At 67.3% G+C, this 22,362-nt stretch carries 20 protein-coding genes; 9 read left to right on the forward strand and 11 right to left on the reverse strand.

Features of this window, described 5'->3' with window-relative positions; genetic code table 11:
• Positions 1-54: 54 nt before the first annotated feature.
• The 3 genes from bfr to ACUTAF_RS02860 all read right to left on the reverse strand — a co-directional run bounded on the left by bfr (position 55) and on the right by ACUTAF_RS02860 (position 3,185).
• Positions 55-525, reverse strand: a complete 471-nt coding sequence (gene bfr, locus ACUTAF_RS02850) for a bacterioferritin (protein ID WP_445578547.1) — start codon at positions 523-525, stop codon at positions 55-57.
• A 271-nt stretch (positions 526-796) separates the two neighbouring features.
• The gene (glpD, locus tag ACUTAF_RS02855; protein WP_445578548.1) at positions 797-2,317 is read right to left on the reverse strand and encodes a glycerol-3-phosphate dehydrogenase; all 1,521 of its coding nucleotides are present in this window, start codon (positions 2,315-2,317) and stop codon (positions 797-799) included.
• A 109-nt stretch (positions 2,318-2,426) separates the two neighbouring features.
• Positions 2,427-3,185 (reverse strand): DeoR/GlpR family DNA-binding transcription regulator, encoded by a 759-nt coding sequence (locus ACUTAF_RS02860; RefSeq protein WP_445578549.1) that lies wholly within the window; start codon positions 3,183-3,185, stop codon positions 2,427-2,429.
• A gap of 96 nt (positions 3,186-3,281) precedes the next feature.
• Between ACUTAF_RS02860 and ybaK the strand changes: the two genes are divergently transcribed.
• Positions 3,282-3,752 (forward strand): Cys-tRNA(Pro) deacylase, encoded by a 471-nt coding sequence (ybaK, locus tag ACUTAF_RS02865; protein ID WP_445578550.1) that lies wholly within the window; start codon positions 3,282-3,284, stop codon positions 3,750-3,752.
• A gap of 148 nt (positions 3,753-3,900) precedes the next feature.
• Complete coding sequence (glpK, locus tag ACUTAF_RS02870; protein ID WP_445578551.1) at positions 3,901-5,388, forward strand: glycerol kinase GlpK; 1,488 nt, start codon at positions 3,901-3,903, stop codon at positions 5,386-5,388.
• Between the two features lie 290 nt (positions 5,389-5,678).
• Here the strand turns inward: glpK and ACUTAF_RS02875 are convergent, their stop codons facing one another.
• Together ACUTAF_RS02875 and ACUTAF_RS02880 are read right to left on the reverse strand one after the other, a co-directional pair.
• Positions 5,679-6,458 carry a type IV pili methyl-accepting chemotaxis transducer N-terminal domain-containing protein gene (locus ACUTAF_RS02875; RefSeq protein WP_445578552.1) on the reverse strand — a complete coding sequence of 260 codons (780 nt, stop codon included), beginning with the start codon at positions 6,456-6,458 and terminating at the stop codon, positions 5,679-5,681.
• 47 nt (positions 6,459-6,505) lie between these two features.
• Positions 6,506-7,735: an alginate export family protein gene (locus ACUTAF_RS02880; RefSeq protein ID WP_445578553.1), complete on the reverse strand. Its 1,230-nt coding sequence runs from the start codon at positions 7,733-7,735 to the stop codon at positions 6,506-6,508.
• 392 nt (positions 7,736-8,127) lie between these two features.
• On the opposite strand from ACUTAF_RS02880, the gene ACUTAF_RS02885 reads away from it, so the two are divergent.
• Positions 8,128-8,934 carry a PhzF family phenazine biosynthesis protein gene (locus ACUTAF_RS02885; protein WP_445578554.1) on the forward strand — a complete coding sequence of 269 codons (807 nt, stop codon included), beginning with the start codon at positions 8,128-8,130 and terminating at the stop codon, positions 8,932-8,934.
• Between the two features lie 99 nt (positions 8,935-9,033).
• Here the strand turns inward: ACUTAF_RS02885 and ACUTAF_RS02890 are convergent, their stop codons facing one another.
• Positions 9,034-10,140, reverse strand: coding sequence for an ABC transporter ATP-binding protein (locus ACUTAF_RS02890; RefSeq protein ID WP_445578555.1), 1,107 nt, complete (start codon positions 10,138-10,140; stop codon positions 9,034-9,036).
• Positions 10,137-11,057, reverse strand: a complete 921-nt coding sequence (gene argF / locus ACUTAF_RS02895; protein ID WP_445578556.1) for an ornithine carbamoyltransferase — start codon at positions 11,055-11,057, stop codon at positions 10,137-10,139. Before argF ends, ACUTAF_RS02890 begins: the two co-directional genes overlap by 4 nt.
• Positions 11,058-11,394: 337 nt before the next feature.
• Between argF and ACUTAF_RS02900 the strand changes: the two genes are divergently transcribed.
• The 3 genes from ACUTAF_RS02900 (at position 11,395) to grxD (ending at position 14,530) form a co-directional block, all read left to right on the forward strand.
• Positions 11,395-11,826 carry a hypothetical protein gene (locus tag ACUTAF_RS02900; protein ID WP_445578557.1) on the forward strand — a complete coding sequence of 144 codons (432 nt, stop codon included), beginning with the start codon at positions 11,395-11,397 and terminating at the stop codon, positions 11,824-11,826.
• A gap of 145 nt (positions 11,827-11,971) precedes the next feature.
• Positions 11,972-14,080, forward strand: a complete 2,109-nt coding sequence (locus ACUTAF_RS02905) for a molybdopterin oxidoreductase family protein (protein WP_445578558.1) — start codon at positions 11,972-11,974, stop codon at positions 14,078-14,080.
• A 123-nt stretch (positions 14,081-14,203) separates the two neighbouring features.
• Positions 14,204-14,530 (forward strand): Grx4 family monothiol glutaredoxin, encoded by a 327-nt coding sequence (grxD, locus tag ACUTAF_RS02910; protein ID WP_003246056.1) that lies wholly within the window; start codon positions 14,204-14,206, stop codon positions 14,528-14,530.
• 139 nt (positions 14,531-14,669) lie between these two features.
• Here the strand turns inward: grxD and ACUTAF_RS02915 are convergent, their stop codons facing one another.
• Genes ACUTAF_RS02915 through ACUTAF_RS02925 form a run of 3 tightly spaced genes read right to left on the reverse strand, consistent with a single transcriptional unit; the run spans position 14,670 to position 17,775 of the window.
• A complete protein-coding gene (locus ACUTAF_RS02915; protein ID WP_445578559.1) occupies positions 14,670-15,008 on the reverse strand; it encodes a YdbL family probable chaperone protein in 339 nt (112 codons plus the stop codon).
• An 11-nt stretch (positions 15,009-15,019) separates the two neighbouring features.
• A complete protein-coding gene (locus ACUTAF_RS02920; protein ID WP_445578560.1) occupies positions 15,020-15,211 on the reverse strand; it encodes a YnbE family lipoprotein in 192 nt (63 codons plus the stop codon).
• Positions 15,212-15,216: 5 nt separating this feature from the next.
• Positions 15,217-17,775: an intermembrane phospholipid transport YdbH family protein gene (locus ACUTAF_RS02925; RefSeq protein ID WP_445578561.1), complete on the reverse strand. Its 2,559-nt coding sequence runs from the start codon at positions 17,773-17,775 to the stop codon at positions 15,217-15,219.
• Positions 17,776-18,337: 562 nt separating this feature from the next.
• On the opposite strand from ACUTAF_RS02925, the gene ACUTAF_RS02930 reads away from it, so the two are divergent.
• A complete protein-coding gene (locus ACUTAF_RS02930; RefSeq protein WP_445578562.1) occupies positions 18,338-18,691 on the forward strand; it encodes a tetratricopeptide repeat protein in 354 nt (117 codons plus the stop codon).
• A gap of 164 nt (positions 18,692-18,855) precedes the next feature.
• Complete coding sequence (locus ACUTAF_RS02935; RefSeq protein WP_445582390.1) at positions 18,856-20,217, forward strand: DNA recombination protein RmuC; 1,362 nt, start codon at positions 18,856-18,858, stop codon at positions 20,215-20,217.
• Positions 20,218-20,321: 104 nt separating this feature from the next.
• On the opposite strand, the gene ACUTAF_RS02940 is transcribed toward ACUTAF_RS02935, so the two are convergent.
• Positions 20,322-21,248: an alpha/beta fold hydrolase gene (locus ACUTAF_RS02940; protein ID WP_445578563.1), complete on the reverse strand. Its 927-nt coding sequence runs from the start codon at positions 21,246-21,248 to the stop codon at positions 20,322-20,324.
• Positions 21,249-21,545: 297 nt separating this feature from the next.
• Here ACUTAF_RS02940 and ACUTAF_RS02945 point away from each other — a divergent pair, with 297 nt between their 5' ends.
• The gene (locus ACUTAF_RS02945) at positions 21,546-22,355 is read left to right on the forward strand and encodes a MerR family transcriptional regulator (RefSeq protein ID WP_445578564.1); all 810 of its coding nucleotides are present in this window, start codon (positions 21,546-21,548) and stop codon (positions 22,353-22,355) included.
• Positions 22,356-22,362: the final 7 nt, after the last annotated feature.

Below are 22,362 nucleotides of genomic sequence, written 5' to 3' on the forward strand. Positions count from 1 at the left end.
CAGCGGCATAAAAAACGGGAGCCACTGGCTCCCGTCTTTTATGGCGAAAAGGGCTTACTCGTCCATCTGCGACTGCAGGTAGTTCTGCAGGCCGACCGCCTCGATCAGCCCCAGCTGGGTTTCCAGCCAGTCGATATGGTCTTCTTCCGAGCAGAGGATGTCTTCCATCAGCTCGCGGCTGGCGTAGTCGCCGATGCTCTCGCAGTAGGCGATGCCGGCCTTGAGGTCGGCGTGGGCCTTGTGTTCGAGCTTCAGGTCGCACTCGAGCATTTCCTTGGTGTTCTCGCCGATCAGCAGCTTGCCGAGGTCCTGCACATTGGGGATGCCCTCGAGGAACAGGATGCGCTTGATCAGCCTGTCGGCGTGCTTCATCTCGTCGATGGACTCGTGATACTCGTGCTCGCCGAGCTTCTTCAGCCCCCAGTCCTCATACATGCGCGCGTGCAGGAAGTACTGGTTGATGGCGACCAGTTCGTTGCCGAGGATCTTGTTCAGGTGTTGGATGACCTTCTTGTCGCCTTTCATGATCGCTCCTGCCGTGTTGCGCTGAGATTGGTAACACCAAAGTTTCTGCCCCAATCCGCGCGCTGTCAAACCTAAGTGGTTGATACATAAGAAAAAATAAAACTGAATACGAACGCTTTGGTTCTGCATCCTGGTGCTAAGTACTTGAATTGACGTGATAAAAATTACGGCGCTTGTCGAGAAGTGGATGGCCAGCCGTAATGACGACTCGGATCATCGCGAAATTGGTCCATCCCGTGTCGGCGCAGCGGGGCAGGTGGTACGCAGGGGGTCAGGCGGCGTGGGCCGAATGGGGATGCAGGTATTGCTCCAGGCGGGCCTGCTGCGCCGGGGTCATGAACAGCCCCAGTTTGCTGCGCCGCCAGAGGATGTCGGCGCTGCTGCGTGCCCATTCCTCGCGGCGCAGGTAATCCACCTCGCGGGCATGGAGCCCGGCGCCGAGGTGTTCGCCGAGGTCGGTGAGGTCGTGCACGCCGTCGAGCAGGCGCCAGCTGCGGTTGCCGTAGCTGCCTGCCCAGCGCCGCGCCAGGCTGGTCGGCAACCAGTCATGGCGGGCGCAGAGCGCCTCGATCAGCGCGCTCTGGCTGTCGAAGTCCTCGCCGCCGGGCAGCGGGGCGTTGGCGGTCCAGCTTGGGCCCAGTTTGGGGAAGAACGGCGCCAGTTGCTTCATCGCGGCTTCCGCCAGCTTGCGGTAGGTGGTCAGCTTGCCGCCGAACACCGACAGCAGTGGTGCCTCGCCGGCCGAGCCGGCTAGCGCCAGGGTGTAGTCGCGGGTGATCGCCGAGGGTTCGTCCGACTCGTCGTCGCACAGGGGGCGCACGCCGGAGAAGCTGTGCAGCACGTCGGCGCGGCTCAGTTGCTGCTTGAAGTGGGCATTGACCACCTCGAGCAGGTAGTCGGTCTCCTCGCTACTGATCGCCACCTGGGCCGGGTCGCCTTGATACTCGCGGTCGGTGGTGCCGATCAGGGTGAAGCGCTCCAGATAGGGGATGGCGAAGACGATGCGACGGTCCTCGTTCTGCAGGATATAGGCTTGTTCGCCGTCATACAGGCGCGGCACCACGATATGGCTGCCCTGGATCAGACGGATGCCGTAGGGCGAGCGCTGCTTGAGGTCCTCGCCGATGAAGCGCGCGACCCAGGGGCCGGCGGCGTTGACCAGGGCGCGGCTGCGGATGGAGAGCAGGCTGCCGTCGGCGCGCTCGAGGTGGATATGCCAGAGGCCCTTGCTGCGCCGTGCGCTGACGCAGCGGGTGCGGGTATGGATGTGCGCACCTTTCTCGCGCGCCGCGATGGCGTTGAGCACCACCAGGCGGGCGTCGTCGACCCAGCAGTCGGAGTACTCGAAACCGCGGCCGATCCCGGCCTTGAGCGGGCTGCCGGCGCCGAAACGCACGCCGCGCGAGGCGGCCAGGCGCTCGCGCTTGCCCAGATGGTCGTAGAGGAACAGGCCGGCGCGAATCATCCAGGCCGGGCGCAGATGCGGGCGGTGCGGCAGCACGAAACGCAGGGGTTTGACGATATGCGGCGCCTTGGCCAGCAGTACCTCGCGTTCGGCCAGAGCCTCGCGCACCAGGCGGAACTCATGATGCTCCAGGTAGCGCAGGCCGCCGTGGATCAGCTTGCTGCTGGCCGAGGAAGTGTGGCTGGCCAGGTCGTCCTGTTCGCAGAGGAACACCGACAGGCCGCGCCCGGCCGCGTCCGCGGCGATGCCCGCGCCATTGATGCCGCCACCGACCACGGCGAGGTCATAGACTTCGGCAACAGGGCTGGTGAGATGATCGTGGGGCATGACGGACGCTCGCTATTGAATTCGAATGTATGAATGTTCACTTTCGAAAACATGCTAGTCGAATGCTTTTACATTCGCCAGCCCGTGGCGCGCTTTCGCGCCGAACGGCTCAGACCAGCTCGAGATGGACCTTGTGCTCGTGCAGCAGCTCCGCCAGCGCCGCGGGCGGAGCGCAGTCGGTGAACACGCGATCGATCAGGGCGACGGAGCCCAGGCGCACCACCGCGTTGCGGCCGAACTTGCTCGAGTCGGCGGCGAGGAATACCTGGCGGGCATTGTCGATGATGGCCTGGGACACCCGCACCTCCTGGTAGTCAAAATCGAGCAGGCTGCCATCCTCGTCGATGCCGCTGATGCCGACGATGGCGTAGTCCACCTTGAACTGCCGGATGAAGTCCACCGCGGCCTGGCCGACGATGCCGCCGTCGCTACGCACCGTGCCGCCGGCCACCAGCACCTCGAAATCAGCCTTGGCGCTCAGCTGGGCGGCCACGTGCAGGTTGTTGGTGATGACCTTCAGACCCTTGTGGTCGAGCAATTCGCGGGCGATAGCTTCGGTGGTGGTGCCGATGTTGATGAACAGCGAGGCGTGGTCGGGGATGTGCGCGGCCACCGCCTCGGCGATGCGCTGTTTTTCCTCGCGCATCTGCCCGGCGCGCATGCCGTAGGCGGTATTGTGGATGCTCGACGCCTCGCAGGCGGCGCCGCCGTGGGTGCGCCGCAGCAGGCCGTGTTCGGCCAGCTGGTTGATGTCGCGACGGATGGTCTGCGGGGTCACGGCGAAGGCCTGGGCCAGTTCGTCGATGCTGACGTAGCCGCGGTCGCGGGCGAGATTGAGGATGTCGTGTTGGCGAGGGGCCAGGTTCATGGCGGCTTCCTTTGGTGACTTGCCATTATAGGCTGCCCTGCGAGCGGTTTTCGGCTAAGGTACGGCAATCTTTCCGGATTGTTTTCACATTCGAACATGACTCCAGCGATCGATCTGTTGAAGAAGGCCAAGGCCGAACACCGGGTGCACAGCTATGCACACGATCCCAAGGCGCCGTCCTATGGCCTGGAGGCCGCGGAAAAGCTCGGCCTGGCGCCGGAGCGGGTATTCAAGACGCTGCTCGCCGCCAGCGACAAGGGCGAGTTGCTGGTGGCGGTGGTGCCGGTGGCCGGCAGCCTCGATCTCAAGGCACTGGCGCAGGCCGCCGCGGTGAAGAGGGCCGACATGGCCGACCCTGGCGCGGCCCAGCGCGCGACCGGCTACCTGGTTGGCGGTATCAGTCCGCTGGGGCAGAAGAAGCGCCTGCGTACCTTCATCGACAGCTCGGCCCTGGCCCACGCCAGCATCTTCGTCAGCGCCGGCCGGCGCGGCCTGGAAGTGGAGCTGGCGGCCGAGGTGCTGGCGCAGCATACCCAGGCCGCCTTCGCCGATATCGGCCGCGAGTGAGGAGTTAGAAGCGTGCGCCGCCCACCCGGTGCGTAGGGCGGATCAGGCTTGATCGATCCAGGGCGTTGCCCAGTGCATCCGGGCAGAACCTTCGTCGACTGCAGTGTGCTGCGGCGGCGGATACCGACATAACAACAAGGAAACGCGCATGTCCCAGTACCTGCTAGCCATCGACCAGGGCACCACCAGTTCCCGCGCCATCATCTTCAGCGCCGAGGGCCTGCCGGTGGCGCGTGCCCAGCAGGAGTTCCGCCAGTATTTCCCGCATGACGGCTGGGTCGAGCACGACGCCGAGGAAATCTGGAGCTCCACCCTCGAGGTGTGCCGCGAAGCCATCGCCAAGAGCGGGCTAGGCGTCGATGCCATCGCCGCCATCGGCATCACCAACCAGCGCGAAACCACCCTGGTATGGGACGCCGTCAGCGGCGAGCCGATCCACCCGGCGATCGTCTGGCAGGACCGGCGCACCGCCGACTACTGCGCCGGGCTCAAGGCCGCCGGCCACGAGACCATGGTGACGGCCAAAAGCGGCCTGCTGATCGACCCCTATTTCTCCGCCACCAAGCTGCGCTGGGTGCTCGACAACATGCCCGGGGCGCGCCAGCGGGCCGAGCGCGGCGAGCTGCGTTTCGGTACCGTCGACAGCTTCCTGCTGTGGCGCCTGACCGGCGGCAAGGTACACCGTACCGACGCCAGCAACGCCTCGCGCACCCTGATGTTCAATATCCACAGCCAGCAGTGGGACGCGGAGCTGCTCGAACTGTTCGACATCCCCGCCAGCCTGCTGCCGGAGGTGCTCGACTGCGCCGCCGAGTTCGGCCATACCGACGCCGCACTGCTCGGCGCCAGCATTCCGGTGCTGGGCATGGCCGGCGACCAGCAGGCGGCGCTGATCGGCCAGGCCTGCTTCGAACCAGGCATGGTCAAGAGTACCTACGGCACCGGCTGCTTCATGATCCAGAACACCGGCAGCCAGCCGGTCAGCTCGAAGAACCGTCTGCTGACCACCGTCGGCTACCGTCTGGACGGCAAGGTCACCTACGCGGTGGAGGGCAGCATCTTCGTCGCCGGCGCGGCGGTGCAATGGCTGCGCGATGGCATCAAGCTGATCGGCCATGCACGCGACTCCGAAGCCCTGGCCGAGCAGACCGGCGATGCCTGCGGCGTCTTTCTGGTGCCGGCCTTCACCGGCCTCGGCGCGCCTTATTGGGACCCCAAGGCGCGCGGCGCGATCTTCGGCCTGACCCGCGACACGGGGATCAAGGAGATCGTCACCGCCGGCCTGCAATCGGTGTGCTACCAGACCCGTGATCTGCTCGAGGCCATGCGCCAGGACGGCGCGGCGGCGCCCAGCGCGCTGCGGGTGGACGGCGGCATGGTGGAGAACAACTGGCTGATGCAGTTTCTCGCCGACATCCTCGGCGTCGGCGTCGAGCGCCCCGAGGTCACCGAGACCACCGCGCTCGGCGTCGCCTACCTGGCCGGCCTGCAGCTGGGGCTGTATGCCGACCTCGAGACGATCGCCAGCCATTGGCATCGCCAGCAGCGCTTCGAGCCGCGCATGGACGCGGCGCACCGCGAGCGCCTCTATGCCGGCTGGCTGGACGCGGTGAAGCGGGTGCGCAGCGAGGGCTGAGGTGAGCGTGCTGTAGTAGCAGCCCGCCTGCTGGCGATCTTTGGCGGTTGAGGCATCGCCAGCAAGCTGGCTCCTACAGGAATGGTGGACAGTGCATACGCTGAGGGGATTTCAATGGCGGTGCCTGCGTTAAGTCCTGGGAGTGGGGGCGAAGGCCCGTAGGGTGGGCTTTAGCCCACCAGCGGTTGTTGGCCTGGGCTAAAGCGGATCGCCGCCCGGCCCACCCGACAAGGCCCCCGCCCTGCGCCTTCCTTGGAGCGCCCGGCAACAGCCGAAAGGACATGGCCATTTCAGTTGCCCGCCAGCATTACCCCTTCATACTGGTTGGTCAGCTCGTGCATCTGCCATAGCAGGGTCTCGGTGGTGGTGGCGATCACCGTGGGTACGTAGCGCGAATCGCCGGCGAGGTCGAAGCCGGCGCGGCTGAAGCGCCACTGGGCCTCGGCCTGTTGCAGGCCCTGGCGGATGGCCGGGGTGTTCTGCCGGGCCTGTTGCAGCTCGGCCAGGGCCAGCTCGAATTCAGTCACGGCCTGGTCGAACTGGGCTTGCAGGCCCTCTACCGGCAGGCGCCAGCTGATGGCCAGGTAGAGTTTGGCGATACGCTGGCTGAGCATGCGCTGGCGGCCGCTGCGGTTGACCAGTACCGCGCTGTGCCCGCCACTGTGCTGTTCCAGCAACTGCACCACTTTTTCACTCTGATTCAGCAGCTGATCGCTCAGGGCCAGTACCTCTAGGGCGCCCGGTTTGTCCGGGCGGCTGAGCACCCGTTCGCGGTACTGCTGCCAGGTCTGTCCGGCCTGCTCCAGTGCACTGCGCACTTCCGCTGTGGGGGCGTACTCGTTCAGGGCCAGGTAGTTGCTTTCGAACTTGGCGATGCTCTGGTCGAGCTGCCGAGCGGCTTGTTGCGGACGGATCTCGGCGCCAAGCATCAGGTAGCTCTTGGCAATACGCTGGCTGAGCATGCGCTGCATGCCGGACAGGTTCATGGCCTCGGCGGCGCTGATAGCGGCCCAGGCCGGCTGGCAGGCGGCCAGCAGTACCAGCAAGGTGGCGAAAAGACGGATGTTCATGGGCTTCTCCACAGGCGCGCGGCGGGGCCGCGCGCCCTCTGCTGGGGTCAGTAGCTGTACTGCACTTGCAGCCAGAGCTTGTCGGTGTCCACGGCGAAGTCGTCGGCGTCGTAGCGCGCCGCCTTGACCAGGCCGGTCAGGCCCTTGAGCCCGGGAATCGGCCGCGCGTAGGAGAGGTTGTACTCGCGGCCGTAATGGCTGCTGCCGCGCTCGGCGCGATAGTCGTGGTACATGGCCAGCAGGTTGCCGCCGAGCAGCGGCAGGCCGGCGCTGAAGTAGCTGTCCTCGATGCCGTCCGCCGGAGTCAGCAGGAAGATGTCGGCCCAGCCCTGGAAGGCGTGCTTGGTCGCCAGCGGGGTCTGAAAGGCGCGGTTGCCCGGACCGCTGTCGCCACCCAGGACCTCGTGACCGGCCTTGAGCGCCACGCCCTTGAGGCTATAGCCCAGCTCCATCAGGTAGTACTCGCTGTCCAGATCCAGCGGATTGTCGGCGTAGTCGCTCTGCCGGGCATATTCCAGGGCGTAGCCGACGCCGGCCACGGCGCCGTGCAGGCGCAGGCCGCGGGTTTCACTCGACTGGCTGCCGGCGGCGAGGTTGTCCAGGCCCAGGCGGTACTGGTAGGCGGTAGCGGTCAGCTCCGGCATCGCCACGTACTGCGCGTTGAACAGGTGGCTGTGGCCTTCGATATTGGCGGGGTTGGCGGCAGTGTCGAAACGGTTGTCGCCGGGGCCGAAGATGCTGTTGACGTTGTCGACATAGGCGTAGCTCAGGGTCAGGCCTTCGACGGGCTTGAGCTGCAGCAGGGCGCCGTCGTAGGTCTGCTCGTTCTGCCGCCAGGCGACGCCGCCGACGAAGCGCTGGTTATCCAGGTTGATGCGCTGGCGGCCAAGCACGACGCTGCCGTACTGTTGGTCGTAGCGCAGCAGCGCCTGGTTGATTTCGCTGCCGTCCGGATCGGCCACCACCGAGTAGTCGCTCTGGCCGTTGCGCGTGCTGTTGTAGCGGGCGTCGCCGATGCGGCTGACATTGTCCGCCTCGATCAGTGCCGACAGGCCGTACCACTTGCCGCTCTGCACCCCGGCGCGGGTGCGCAGGGTCTGGGCGTTGGCGTTGTTCAGAGGATTGTCCTGGTCGACGTGCTCGTAGCGGTAGCGCGCATCGAGGATCGGCTTGGCCTGGCTGAACAGGTTGCCGAAGGCCTCCTCGGCGAGGGCGGCGTGGCTGAAGGTGGTGCTGGCAGCGGCAAGCGCCAGCAGGGTCGGTTTCATCATGCGCATAGCGGTCATTTCCTAAGGGCCATAGGGACTGCTGCCGCCTCGCACGAGCGGCATCACAACGGCAACAGATCCTTGAACGCAAAAAAAAACGTCACGGCGCCCATGGCTCGCAGGAGCAGGGTGCGGTGACGTCGTTGTCGGATGTGTGGCAGACACGCCGTTGTGCTGACCGGGGTGGGGCTAAGCAGGCCCTGTGCCAGAAATTGCAACTATTTGATTTTCATAAGTTTTGATGCTTTGTAAGACGATTTGGCGATAGCGCGATGCACCCTGGCCGCTCGTCGTGCCTTGCCGGGGTGCACAGCTGTACTCCTGCATTGCCGCGCGGCTGTAGTGGGCAGGCGATGCGCGGTTGCGGCATGCTCGGTCTGATAACGGATCGGGAGTCCCCCATGCAGCTCGAGTTTCACCAGGTCGACGCCTTCACCGACCAACCCTTCGCCGGCAACCCGGCCATGGTCTACCGCCTCGAGCGCTGGCTCGACGAGGCCCTGATGCAGCGCATCGCCGCCGAGCACAACCTGGCCGAGACGGCCTTCCTGGTGAAGGAGGGCGAGCGCTGGCACATCCGCTGGTTCACCCCGACCAGCGAGGTGCCGCTGTGCGGCCATGCCACGCTGGCGGCGGCCTGTGTGCTGTTCGATCTTTATGAGGAGCCGGGCGAAGCGCTGGAGTTCGTCTGCCTGTCCGGGGCGCTGCGCGTCAGCCGCCAGGGACCGCGGCTGGAGCTGGATTTCCCGGTGCGTCGCGCCGAGCCGGTGGAGCAGGCGCTGCAAACGGTCGTGGCGCAGGCCCTGGGCCGTGCGCCGCGCCAGGTGCTGGCGCTGCGCAACGGCGACGGCAGCGTGCAGGAGCTGATGGCGGTGCTGGATGCCGAGGCCGAGGTGCGTGCCTTCGCTCCGAACCTGCCGGCGCTGGCCGAGCTGCCGGGGCTCGGCGTGCTGATCACGGCGCCGGGCGAGCGCCACGACTTCGTCTCGCGCTATTTCGCGCCGACGATCGGCATCGACGAGGATCCGGTGACCGGTTCCGCCCACTGCATCCTCACGCCCTACTGGGCCGAGCGCCTGGGCCAGCGTGCGCTGAGCGCCTGGCAGTGCTCGACGCGCGGCGGCGAGCTGTTGTGTCTGCTGGAAGGGCAGCGGGTGAAGATCGCCGGCCACGCCCGGCATATCGCCAGCGGCCGGCTGTTTATCTGAACCTGTGCAGTCCCGGCGATTGCCCTATCGCCCGCACGCGGGCTCCTACTGCCGGAAAGCTGCAAGCGCCTCATCGCTGGCGCCCCCGGTGGCGGCGGATCAGTCGCTGCTGACCCGGCGCACGCCGTCCGACTCGCCGAGCGGCACATGAGCCGCCACGCTGCCGAGGGCCGGGAAGGCCACCAGATGGTCGGCGGCGATGCGGATACCCACCTCGTCGCCCGGCAGATGGTCGGCGTGGCTGGGGAAGATCGACTCCAGCTGGCTGCCGGTGGCCAGTTGCAGGCGGTAGAGGGTGGCGGCGCCGAGGAAGGTCTTGCCGACGATACGCGCCGTCAGCGAACTGCCCGGGTCCGGGACTATGTCGTCCGGGCGCAGCAGCACGTCCACCGCGCTGCCGCTGGGCCAGGTATAGGCGCGGTTGCCGCGAATCGCACCGAGCTCGGTCTGCACCGTATCCGGGCCGAGCAGCTGGCCGCGAATGAAGTAGCCCTGGCCGATGAAGCTGGCGACGAAGGGCGTCGTCGGCTCGTGATAGAGGTTGAAGGGCGTGTCCCACTGCTCGAGGTGGCCCTGGTTGAACACGCCGACATGATCGCTGACGGCGAAGGCTTCTTCCTGGTCGTGGGTGACCAGGATCGCGCTGGTGCCGCGTGCCTTGAGAATCTCGCGCACCTCATGGCTGAGGCGCCGGCGCAGTTCGCCGTCGAGGTTGGAGAAGGGTTCGTCGAGCAGCAGCAGCTGCGGTTCCGGCGCCAGGGCGCGGGCCAGGGCGATGCGCTGTTGCTGGCCGCCGGACAGCTCGTGGGGGTAGCGCCTGGCCAGGTGGCCGAGCTTGACCAGCTCCAACAGCTCGGCAGTGACGCGTTCGGCATCGGCTTGCTGGCGAATGCCGAAGGCGACGTTGTCGGCCACGCTCAGGTGGGGAAACAGGGCGTAATCCTGGAACACCATGCCGATGCGGCGCTTCTCCGGCGCCAGGGTGAAGCCGGCGCGGGAGATGACTTCGCCGGCCAGCACGATCTCGCCTTCGAGCACCGGTTCGAAGCCGGCGATGGCGCGCAGGGTGGTGGTCTTGCCGCAGCCCGAGGGACCGAGCAGGCAGCCGATGTCGCCGACCCTCAGGTGCAGGTGCAGGTCCTGCACCACCCGGTGCGCCTGGTAGCCGCAGCTCAGCCCGCGCAGTTGCAGCAGCGGCTGACTCATGCGTGGTGGTACGCCGGCTCGACCAGCAGTTCCAGCAGCGCCTTCTGCGCATGCAGGCGGTTCTCGGCCTGATGCCAGGCGACCGAACGCGGGTCGTCGAGCAGGTCCTCGCTGATCTCCTCGCCGCGGTGCGCCGGCAGGCAGTGCATGAACAGCACGTCGTCGGCGGCGGCATCGAGCAGATCGCGGGTGACCTGGTAGGGCTTGAAGCGCTGCAGGCGCAGCTGGGCTTCGTCTTCCTGGCCCATCGAGGCCCACACGTCGGTGCTCACCAGGTGGGCACCGGCCACCGCCTCGCGCGGGTCGCGCAGCACCTGCACGCGCTCGCCGGCCAGCGCGAGGAAGCGCGCGTCCGGCTCGTAACCCTCGGGACAGGCGACCCGGAGCTGGAAGTCGAACTGGATCGCTGCCTCTATATAGGAGTTGCACATGTTGTTGCCGTCGCCGATCCAGGCCACGGTCTTGCCGGCGATGCTGCCGCGGTGCTCGAGGAAGGTCTGCATGTCGGCCAGCAGTTGGCAGGGGTGCAGGTCGTCGGACAGGCCGTTGATCACCGGCACCCTGGACTTGGCGGCGAATTCGGTGAGGTTGCTGTGGGCGAAGGTGCGGATCATCACCGCGTCGAGCATGCTCGACATGACGATGGCGGCGTCGCCGATCGGCTCGCCGCGGCCCAGCTGGGTGTCGCGCGGGGAGAGGAAGATGGCCTGGCCGCCGAGCTGGATCATGCCGGCCTCGAACGACAGGCGGGTGCGGGTCGAGGCCTTCTCGAAGATCATGCCCAGCACGCGGTTCTTCAGCGGCTCGAACAGTACGCCGCGATTGCGCAGCTCCTTCAGCTCGATGCCGCGGCGGATCAATCCCACCAGTTCGTCCGGTGTGTAATCCATCATCGAGAGAAAGTGTCTGGCGCTCATCGTTAACTACCTTTTTCACTACGGGTCGCAAGCCCAGGACCGGATACAAAAACCGGCGAAAACAGCGGAGCTTGCGGCAGGAGGCCGCAGGGTGCGACGAAACAGGGGGAAGGCGCGATCTTATAAGGAAATGGCGAGAAGGCGCAAACTGCCCGCCTGGCCATGCCAAAAGGCTGTTTTGTAAGCCTTTTCCCAAAGCTGCGTGCGAGATGTCACAAAACTGACATCCGTGCTTGCACCTTGCCACTGCCCGCTCCTAGGATGCCGCCGCCTTTCCGAGGCAATGCACTGCCCCCGCAATGGGGTATCCATGGAAAATTGTGCAAAGGAGTTTTGCATGAAACACGTAGCCTACGCCGCCGCTTTCTCCGCTCTCGCCCTGCTGACTGGCTGTGCCAGCCAGAACGTTAGCCAGCCGGCCGTTCCGCTGAACGGTACCGTCAAGACTAACCTGCAGGCCGACGTGAAGGTAGGCGAGCCCATCTCCGGTCAGTCTTCGGTGAACATCCTGTTCAATGTGTTCAAGCTGGGTGGCGACAGCCAGTTTGCCGACGGCGTGACCTATGGTGGTGGCGAGGGTGGTTTCGCCCTGGGTCTCGACCCGGTGGCTTCCGCCAAGTCCGCAGCTGCCTACAAGGCAGTCAAGGCCTCGGGTGCCGACGTGATCGTCGCCCCGCGTTACGAAGTGAACGTTCAGGATTACTTCGTGTACAAGACCGTGAACGTCAAAGTGACCGGCAACAAGGGCACCGTGACCTCCATCCGCTAAGCCGGATAGTCGCGACCCTGAATCGGCAGGCATGATGCCTGCCGATTCATGAGACGAACGCTGCTGGCGTCGTCTTTCCAGCCGGCCCATAGTTCCTTTCCCGCGACCCGACCGGTCGTCTCGGAGCAGAACAAGAGGCCAGGCCATGACCAAGTCCCTCCATTACCGTGCGTGCCACCTGTGCGAAGCCATCTGCGGCCTCGCCATCGAGACCGAGATCCAACCTGACGGCAGCACGCAGATCCGTTCGATCAAGGGCGACGCCCAGGACAGCTTCAGCCGCGGCCATATCTGCCCCAAGGCGGTGGCGCTGCAGGACATCCAGAACGACCCCGACCGCATCCGTCAGCCCATGCGCCGCATCGGCGAGCAGTGGCAGGCCATCGCCTGGGACGACGCCTTCGCACTGGTCGCCGAACGCCTCAGCGCGATCCGCACCGAGCATGGGCACAACGCCGTGGCCGTGTACCAGGGCAACCCCAGCGTGCACAACTACGGGTTGATGACCCACAGCAACTACTTCCTCGGCCTGCTGAAGACGCGCAACCGCTATTCGGCCACCTCGGTCGACCAGTTGCCGCACCATCTGACCAGCCACCTGATGTACGGCCACGGCCTGCTGATCCCGATTCCCGACATCGACCGCACCGACTTCATGCTGATCCTCGGCGGCAACCCACTGGCCTCCAACGGCAGCATCATGACCGTGCCGGACGTGGAAAAGCGCCTCAAGGCCATCCAGGCCCGCGGCGGCAAGCTGGTGGTGGTCGACCCGCGCCGTAGCGAGACCTCCGCCATCGCCGACCAGCACCTGTTCGTCCGTCCCGGCGGCGATGCGGCGCTGCTGCTGGGCCTGCTCAATACCCTGTTCGAGGAGGGCCTGAGCCGCGCCAGTCACCTGCCGGTGGCAGGGCTGGAGCAGGTGCGCACGGCCATTGCCGAATTTACCGCCGAGGCCATGAGCGAGCGCTGCGGCGTGCCGGCGCAGGCCATTCGCCAGCTGGCGCGGGATTTCGCCGCGGCCGACAAAGCGGTGTGCTACGGCCGCATGGGCGTTTCCACCCAGGCCTTCGGTACCCTCTGCCAGTGGCTGGTGCAACTGATCAACCTGGTTACCGGCAACCTCGATCGCAGCGGCGGCGCGCTCTGCACCACGCCGGCGGTGGACCTGGTGGCGAGCACCTCGGGCGGGCATTTCAACCGCTGGCAGAGCCGCGTGTCCGGCCTGCCGGAATACGGTGGCGAGCTGCCGGTGGCGGCCCTGGCCGAGGAGATGCTGACGGCTGGCGAGGGACAGATTCGCGCCTTGGTCACGGTGGCCGGCAATCCGGTGCTGTCCACGCCCAACGGTCGCCAGCTGGAGCAGGCGCTCGATGGTCTGGAGTTCATGCTCTCGGTGGACTTCTACATCAACGAGACCACCCGTCATGCCGACCTGATCCTGCCGCCCACCGCGCCGCTGGAGCACGATCACTACGACACCACTTTCAACGTGTTCGCCGTGCGCAACGTCACCCGTTTCAACGAGGCGATCCTGGCCAAGCCGGATGGCGCGCTGCACGACTGGGAAATCTTCGTCGGCCTGGCCAAGGCCTTCGCTGCGCGCAACGGCCTGGAGCTCAAGCCGACCCTGGCGCCGGAGCAGATGATCGACATGGGCCTGCGCTTCGGTCCCTACGGCGATCAGAGCGAGCGCAAACTCAGCCTGGCGGCGCTTCGCGATCACCCGCACGGGGTCGATCTGGGGCCGCTACAGGCGAATCTGGCTGCACGCCTGAAGACCCCGAGCAAGACCGTGCAGGCCGCCCCCGAGCTGCTCTTGGGCGATCTGGCGCGCTTCGCCGCGCAGATGCCGCCGGCGGCGGACCAGCTGCTGCTGATCGGTCGCCGCCACGTGCGCAGCAACAATTCCTGGATGCACAACTACCACCGCCTGGTGAAGGGCAAGCCGCGCCACCAATTGTTGATGAACCCGACCGACCTGGCCCGCCGCGGTCTGATCGACGGCCAGCGCGTGCGGGTACGTTCACGGGTCGGCAGCATCGAAGTGGAGGTGGCGGCCAGCGACGAGATGATGGCCGGCGTGGTCAGCCTGCCGCACGGCTGGGGCCATGCCCGCCCCGGCGTGCAGATGGGCATCGCCCGCGAGCAGCCGGGCGCCAGCGCCAACGACCTGACCGACGAGCGCCAGCTTGATGCGCTGTCCGGCAATGCGGTGCTCAACGGCGTGCCGGTGGAGGTGGTGGCCGCGTAGCTGCGATACGGGTCGTATCAAGGCAAGGTGGCGACGGCAAGGCCGAGCATTGTGCTCGGCTTTTCGCTACAATCGCGCCACCGTGGCGACCGTCGGGTCGCGAAGTCTATGCTGAGGTGCCCAATGGATATCATCGAAACCATCAAAGAGCAGATCGCCAACAACACCGTTCTGCTGTACATGAAAGGCTCGCCCAACGCGCCGCAGTGTGGCTTCTCCGCCCGTGCCGCGCAGGTGGTGATGGGCTGCGGCGAGAAGTTCGCCTACGTCGACATCCTGCAGAATCCGGAAATCCGCGCCAACCTGCCGAAGTACGCCAACTGGCCGACCTTCCCGCAGCTGTGGGTGGCCGGTGAACTGGTCGGCGGCAGCGACATCCTCACCGAGATGTACGAGAAGGGCGAGCTGCAGACCCTGATCAAGGACGCGGTGAGCAAGGCCGGCGCCTGAGTCTCGCGTGATCCAAGCAAAGAACCCGCCTCGGCGGGTTCTTTCGTTTTTGCGGGTAATGAACCAGGGGGCCGTACGCACCTCCTCTGGCCTCGAAGGGCTGGTGCGCACGGCCTGGGCGGCCCCGCGACACCCTACGCTACTTCTTCAGCCACTGCCCGTTCAGCTGGATGAACTGGCCCTGGGGCGTGCGGTCGATGGCCTTCTTGCCGGCGATGGCCTCGACATCGGCCAGGCCGATACCGTTGTCTTTGGCCACCTTCTGGTATTCGGCGCGGCGCGCCTGGTTGATCAGGCGGGCGATCTCCTCGGCCTGGCCGCCCGGCTTGACCACGCCGAGGTAGCCGTTGGGCTGCTCGCCCAACTGGCCGCTGGCCTTGGCGGCGCCGAGTGCGCTCATCGCCTGGTTGAGGTTCAGCGCATAGGCCGGCAGGCTCAGGCATAGCGCCAGCAGCAGGGTGGAAATATGGCGGATCATCGCGTTTCTCCTCAGAACAGGCCGCTGTCTTTGCTGAATACGTCGTCCAAGGCCTTGTCCACCTTGATATAGATCTCGTGTTCGACCTTGACGTTGAGATTGATGTTGATCGGCTCGTTGGGCATGGCCAGTTGCACCGTCGGGGTACAGGCCAGGCACGCGAGCCCCAGGCTCAGGATCGCGAGGAAGCGACACAGACGCATGGGCGCTACTCCTTTGACTCTTGAGGGACGCGCTGGCGCATCCGTTGCTGAATCCGTTGCTGGATGATCTCGCTCACCTTGGCGGTCAGTTGCAGGCTGGCCAGCAGGGTGGGGATGTCCTCTTCCAGGTTGATGTTGAAATGGATCGGCCGGCCCTGCTCGATGGCCGGGTTGCGCCCCTGCAGGCGCATGCCCAGCCTGAGCGTGCCGGAGCGATCATAGTCGAGGCTACTGCCGAGCCGATCGTAGTGGAAGTCTTCGAGGGCGTCGCTGACCAGTTTCATCGCGGGGTTGGCCTGGCCCATGGCCTGGATGCGTGGTGAATGGAAGCGCAGCCGGCCGCCCGGCGCGCGTGCCTCGATGCGGCCGCCTTCGACGCTGACGCCCTGCCCATCCAGGCGCAGCGGGATCACCCCGTCGAGCAGGCCGCTGCCCTGCAGGCCTTCGGCCGGATAAACGCGAAACAGCTGCTGCAGATCCAGGCCGCTCAGACGCAGCGGCAGCAGCTGGCTGGGGTTGTCCAGTCGCCATTCGTTCGGCGCCAGGCTCAGGCTGCCGCCGAGTATCCCAAGCTCGGCGCGCTGATGGCTGAGCACGCCGCCCAGCGGGCGGGCCAGTGCCGCCTGGTAGCGGGCCTGCAGCTGCAGGGGGCCGAGGGCGATGCCCGGGTCGATCTGCTCCACGCTCAGTTGCGGCACTTCCAGCTCCAGGCGGTTGCCGGCGATGGCCAGGTGCAGCGCTCCCGCCACACCGGTGAAGCTGCTGCGGTCGTAGATTCCGCCCAGGCCGCCGGCATTCAGCGCCAGCTGCGCCTGCAGCGGCTTGCCCGGCGGCAGGCGCAGTTGCGCATCGCCCCGCAGACGACCGTTGTCCAGCGACAGCAACTCGGGCCAGTCGCTCAGGGTCTGCGGCAGCGGATTGCCGGCGCGCAGGAACAGCTCGTCCAGTTGCGCCTCGGCGCGCGCCTCGCCCTGGGCGTCGCGCGTCAGGCGCAGCGCCAGGTTCAGCCCCGAGTCGGCCTGCAGGGTACCGGCGAGACTCTGCTGCTCGGCCGAGGCCAGCAGTCGGCCCTGCCATCGCCAGCCCTGCGCGTGCAGCTGGGGCAGTTGCAGGCGCTGCGTGCTCAGGGCCAGCGGGCCTTCGAGTTGCGGCGTCTGCGGCGCGCCGTGCAGGCGTAGGCCGGCCAGCTCGCCCCCCAGTCGCTGCAGCTGCAGATCGCCGCCGCGCAGACGCTCGGCCCTGAGACGCGAGCCGTCGCCGAGGGCGAAGTCCAGGTGCTGGGCATCGGCGCTACCGCTTAGTTGCAGTCGCAGCTGCAGGTCGTCGAGCCGGTTGCCGGCCAGGCGGGCCCGGGCGGCGTCGGCATCGAGGCGCAGGTGCGCCAGGGTCAGCGCCCAGTCCTGCTGCAACTGCAGCTCGATATTGGCCTCGCCCTGCAGGCGCAGCGGTCCCTGGCCCTGCAGTTGCGCGTGCAGGGCCAGGGCGCCGGGTGTGCTCGTGGGCGTCGCGCGCGGGGCGATCTGCAGGCGCAGCTGTTGCGGGCGCAATCCGTCTGGCAGCGCCGTCAGCCAGGGCGCTCCCTGGGGATCGAGCATCAGCTCGGCATGCAGTTCGCGTGCCTGCCAGCTGTCGCCGCCGTTGTGCAGGTCCAGCGCCAGCTCGCCCTGGACCAGACCCAGTGCGGGCAGCGGCCAGGGCTGTTGCAACAGGGCGTCGAGGCGCAGCCAGCCCGGTGCGGCGAGCATGTCCTGCAGTCGCCAGGGGCCGGGCGCCAACTGCACCTGCCAGCGCGCGTCGATGCGCGCCTGCTGGGGCGTCGCCGGCAGCGGCCTGGGATCGAGCAGCAGCCATTGGCCCAGCCAGTCGCCGAACCAGGCCACGTCACCCAGCTGCGGCATGCTCAGGCGGCCGCCCCAGTGCGTGGCACCGGCTTGCGTGCGCACCTGGCTGTCCAGCTGCAGCTGGGGTTCGCCGTCCAGCCGCAGCTCGGCACTGGCCTGCAACGGCCCATCGGATGCCGGGGCGTGCAGTGCGGCCAGCAGCTCGGCGCGGTGCGAGCCGTGCAGCAGCGCTGCCTCCAGGCGCAGGTCGGCGTCCTGCAGTCGCAACGTCGCCTCGCCGCGCAGCGAGCAGCGACCGCTGGCGCAGGGCAGCTGCGCCTCGGCCCGGCGCAGTTCGATGCGCCGCGGCAGCCAGGGCAGCGCCGTGCCGAGCCGTTCGAGCAGCGCGCGCAGGTCGCCCGGCTGATCCGTGGCGTTCGGCTCCGCCTGCCAGTCCAGCAACGGCTCCTCCATCAGCAGGCGATAGCCTGGGCCCTCGCTGGCCAGCCAGTACAGCTGCAGGTGCCGGGCGAGTAGCTGCAGGTGGCCCGATTCGCCCTGCTGGCGCAGGCTGAAGCCCTCCAGACGCAGGCCGCGGGGCGACAGACTCAGCTGTTGCCAGTCGAGGCTGATGCGCTGTTCTTCCAGCAGGCGCTGGGCACGGTAGGCGGCATAGCTGCCAAGTAGCAGCAGCGATATCAGGATCGCCGCGCAGGTGCCCAGCCAGAAGCGCCGGCTGCCCATGATCTCTCCTCGCTCTGGGTCTGCCCGGACGGTACCGCAAGGCTGGCCGTGCACCAAGCCATGGCATGCACATCGCGGCTCGCTTCGGGGATTGCGGTCGGTGAGGGCGGCTGCTCCCGCCGCGGGACGCTGGCGACCCGCCGTAGGGGGACGATATGCCCCTAAACAGAGCGCTGCGCCGATCTGTCGCAGGCAGTTGTGCACATTGATGACGCAGCCTGTCATATCACTGTCAGAGTCGCCGCTAACCGCTTGATTTTTCGTGCCTGATTTTTAAGTCAATGAAAAATATGCATTTTTTCGTTGGTGAAAAAATCGTCAGTTTGTCTGCGGCCCGCATGACACCGGGGCTCGAGGAGCTTTCGAGCAAGTTGTGCACGGAGTTATCCACAGCTTTTGTGGATTGTCCCGGGCGCCCGCTCTAGAACACTCATCGAGCGTTCTGGCAAGGCTTTACCTGGGCGAAAAAAGGAGTAGAGTGGCGCGCCCTTACCGCTACCCCCGCATTCTTATGCCTCGCGCCTTGCCCCTCGCCAGAGACTCCCTGCAATCGCCGCTACCCATGCGTGTCGCCCTCTGGCTGCTCGACAGCCCGCGCCTGGGTCACGCCGCCAGCATCAAGCGCATCGCCGGCAATCTGCTCAAGCAGCCGGCGCGCCAGGGCTGCGTGCAGGCGCAGAGCCGCCTGGGGCAATTGCTGTGCCGCGACTGCGGCAATCCCCGTGACCGGCGCATCGGCTTCGAGCTGCTGCGCCAGGCCGCCCGCGCCGGCGATCGCCGCGCCCAGCTGGAACTGGGCCGGCTGTGCGCGCAGGCCGGCGTCAACGAGCCGCAGCAGGCTCGCCACTGGCTGGAACAGGCCGCCGCCCAGGGTTCCCACGAGGCCCGTCGGCTGCTCGAGCGCCTGCCGCACTGACCCCGGTGGTAGCGCTGGTTATACTGCCGGCGGCCTTATACGGAGCGTCTATGCCATTCGATCCCCTATCCCTTGCGCTCGGCGTCGTCGCCGCGCTGCTTCCCCTGCTTGCCGGGTTGTGGACGCTGCAGCGCCGCCTGGCCCGCGAGCAAGCGCAGCAGGCCTTGTTGCAGGAGCGCCTGGAGCATGCCCAGCTGACCCAGGCCGGCCTGACCGCCCAGCTCGACGACTGCCGCGCGGAGCTGGCCGAGGTCAGCGAGATCAAGGTCGAGCAGCAGAGCGAGCTGGCCGGCCTGCGCCGCGAGAACGAATTGCTCCAGCAGGAACGGCAGATTGCCCGCGAGGCGGCGCAATCCTGGAATCAGCAGCGCGAGCGCAACGAGGCCGAGCTGCGCCGACTGACCGCCGAGTGCGCGGCGCTGTCCGCCGAGCTGCAGGAGCACAAGGACAACCAGCAGCAGCGCCTCGATGACCTGCAGGGGGCGCGCGACGACCTGCGCGCGCAGTTCGCCGAGCTGGCGGCGAAGATCTTCGAGGAGCGCGAGCAGCGTTTCGCCGAGACCAGCCAGCAACGTCTCGGCCAGTTGCTCGACCCGCTCAAGGAACGCATCCAGGCCTTCGAGAAGCGCGTCGACGAGAGCTACCAGCAGGAGGCGCGCGAGCGCTTCTCGCTGGGCAAGGAGCTCGAGCGCCTGCAGCTGCTCAACCAGCGCCTGGGCGACGAGGCGACCAACCTCAGTCGCGCGCTCAAGGGGCAGAAGACCCAGGGCAACTGGGGCGAACTGGTGCTCGAAAGGGTGCTGGAGCACGCCGGTCTGGAGAAGGGCCGCGAGTACCAGACCCAGGTCAGTCTCAAGGGCGCCGGCGGCGAGCGCTTCCAGCCCGACGTGCTGATCCGCCTGCCTGGCGACAAGCAGGTGATAGTCGACGCCAAGGTCAGTCTCAACGCCTATCAACAGTACGTCGCCGCCGACGACGAGGCGCTACGCCAGCAGGCGCTCAAGCAGCACCTGATCTCCCTGCGCGGCCACCTCAAGGGGCTTTCCGGCAAGGATTACCAGCGCCTGGAAGGGCTGCACAGCCTGGATTTCGTGTTGCTCTTCGTGCCCATCGAGGCGGCCTTCGCCGCGGCGCTGCAGGCCGAACCGGGGCTGTTCCAGGAGGCCTTCGAGCAGCAGGTGGTGATCGTCAGCCCGACCACCCTGCTGGCGACCCTGCGGGTGATCGACAGCCTCTGGCGCCAGGAGCGCCAGGGCCAGAACGCCCGCGAGATCGCCGAGCGCGCCGGCCAGCTGTACGACAAGTTCGTCGCCTTTATCGCCGACCTGGACGAGATGGGCAGCCGCTTGCAGCAGCTCGACAAGGCCTACGCCTCCGCGCGCAACAAGCTGGTGGACGGCCGCGGCAACCTGGTCGGGCGGGTGGAGAACCTCAAGCTGCTCGGCGCCCGCGCCGGCAAGAGCCTGCCGGCCGAGTTGCTCGAGCGCGCCGCCGATCTGCCGGCGCTCGACGAGCTGGACGAGTGACGGGCGCTGCGGCTGCGCATCTGGTCTTCGGCCCAGGCTGACCGCGATCCCCGTGTGCCCGTGGCCGTGCGCCTGCAGGCCAGCCATGGCGGCCCGGCGGCGGACTATCCCGGGACCGCGCGAGCGGCTTCCCAGCGCTCGACATGCTCGCGCAGCCAGTCGGCCAGCGCCTGCGGTTGCGCCAGCAACTGCCAGTGACCCGCCTCGACGTTGCGTCGGCGCAGGTTGGGCGCCCAGTGCGGCAGCTGGTCGAACAGCTGGGGTTTCACGAACCGGTCGCGCAGCGGCACGATCAGCTGCACCGGCACCCGCGTGTTGCGTGCGCGGGGGCGCAGCAGGCGGCGGACGAAGTTGGCGCGGTACAGGCGCACGCCATGCGCGCCGTCGGCGCGCTGGGTGCTGCTCGGCGGCAGGCCGCGCACGCCCTCGAGGCGGTGCAGCAGCCAGGGCCAGGCGCGGGCGAAACCCAGACGCCAGCCCAGCTCGGGCAGCAGCGGGGTGTGGAAGAAGGCGATGTACCAGGAGCTGAGCAGTTGCCCGAGCACCTGCAGCCATGCGGCGGGACGCCCGCGCCGCAGGCGCTCGCGCAGCCAGTGGCCGACGTGATCCAGGCAGGGCCCGGAGATGCTGGTGTAGGACGCCAGCAGCGGCTGGATGCGTGGCTCGGTGACCGCCTCCCAGCTCTGGATCGAGCCCCAGTCGTGGGCGACCAGATGCACCGGACGCTCCGCGCTGGTGGCCCGGATTACCGCCTCTAGATCGCCCGCCAGCCGCTCCAGGCGATAGTCGCGCAGCCGCCGCGGCACCTGCGAGGCGCCGCAGCCGCGCACGTCGTAGGCGACGATGCGGTAATCCTTGGCCAGCTCGCGCACCAGTGGCAGCCAGATCTCGTGACTGTCGGGGTAGCCGTGCACCAGCAGCAGGGTCGGCCCGTCGGCCTCGCCCCAGACGTAGGCCTGCAGGCGCACGCCGTCGCCCTGCACCTGAAGGCGTTGCGGCGCCCGTTCGCTGCATTGCTGCGGCGCGTTCATCGGGCGAATTCCGGGGGGATGCTGGGCGTGGGCATGGCGGGCTCCGTGAGTGGCTGACCATTACATCGAATGCTGTAAGGGGCATTGTTGGCTGGCCGGCGCGCGCTTGCCTAGCCGATCCACACTCGGGCGGGCGGCCCTGCCAGGGTGTTACCGGTTGCGCCGGAGCCGCTCTGCGCCGGGGCTTTCCCCGTCTTTTGCCGGTTCGCCGCGAGCGCCGGGCAGGGCAAGTCCAGCCCTTGGTTGGGGGCGTCGGTACGGTTGTTGCCGAAGGAAACGCGCCGCTATGATCGCGGCATGCCCCAAGTCTCCCTGTTTCTCCAGCGACTGCTCGGCAGCGCCGCACCGGTGGCGGCCGTCGCCAGCGAATATACGGTCGACGAGCTGGCGCGGGCCGCGCAGACCAGCGTACGCAACGTGCGCGCCTATCAGGATCGCGGCCTGCTGCCGCCGCCGGTACGGCGCGGGCGGGTCGCCATCTACGGCGGCGAGCATCTGGCGCGGCTGCAGCTGATCGGTCAGCTGCTCGAGCGCGGTTACAGCATTGCCAGCATTCGCGAGTTGTTCGAGGCCTGGACCCAGGGGCGCGACCTGGCCCACGTGCTGGGGCTGGAGCGGGCCATCCGCGGTCCCGGCGAGCCGGAGCAGCCCGGGCGCCTGGCGTTCGTCGAGCTGCAGGCGATCTTCGGCGAGGATCTCGATGATGCCGTGATCGGGCGTGCCCAGGCCCTGGGCCTGCTGCAGTTCGCCGGCGACCACCTGAGCGTGCCCAGTCCCAGGCTGCTGGCCGCCGGGATCGAGCTGTACCGCGCCGGCATCCCGCTGCCGGCATTGCTGGACGAGCTGGAGTCGATCCGCGGGCATGTCGAGCAGGTGTCCGCCGGCATCGTGCGGATGATCGTCGGCCACCTGGTCAATCCGCTGCTGCAGAGCTCGTTGCCGCACGCCGATCAACTGGAAGACCTCAGCGCCCAGCTGTTGCAGCTGCGCCCGCTGGTGGAGCAGGTGGTCGAGGCGGAGCTGGCGCGCGGTCTGCCGGAGGCGGCCAACCGCGAGCTGAGCGAGCGGGTGCATCGGTTGCTGCAGGGTTTTCTGCAGCGTCCCTAGACTGCAC

The organism is Pseudomonas sp. SP16.1 (assembly GCF_052682975.1).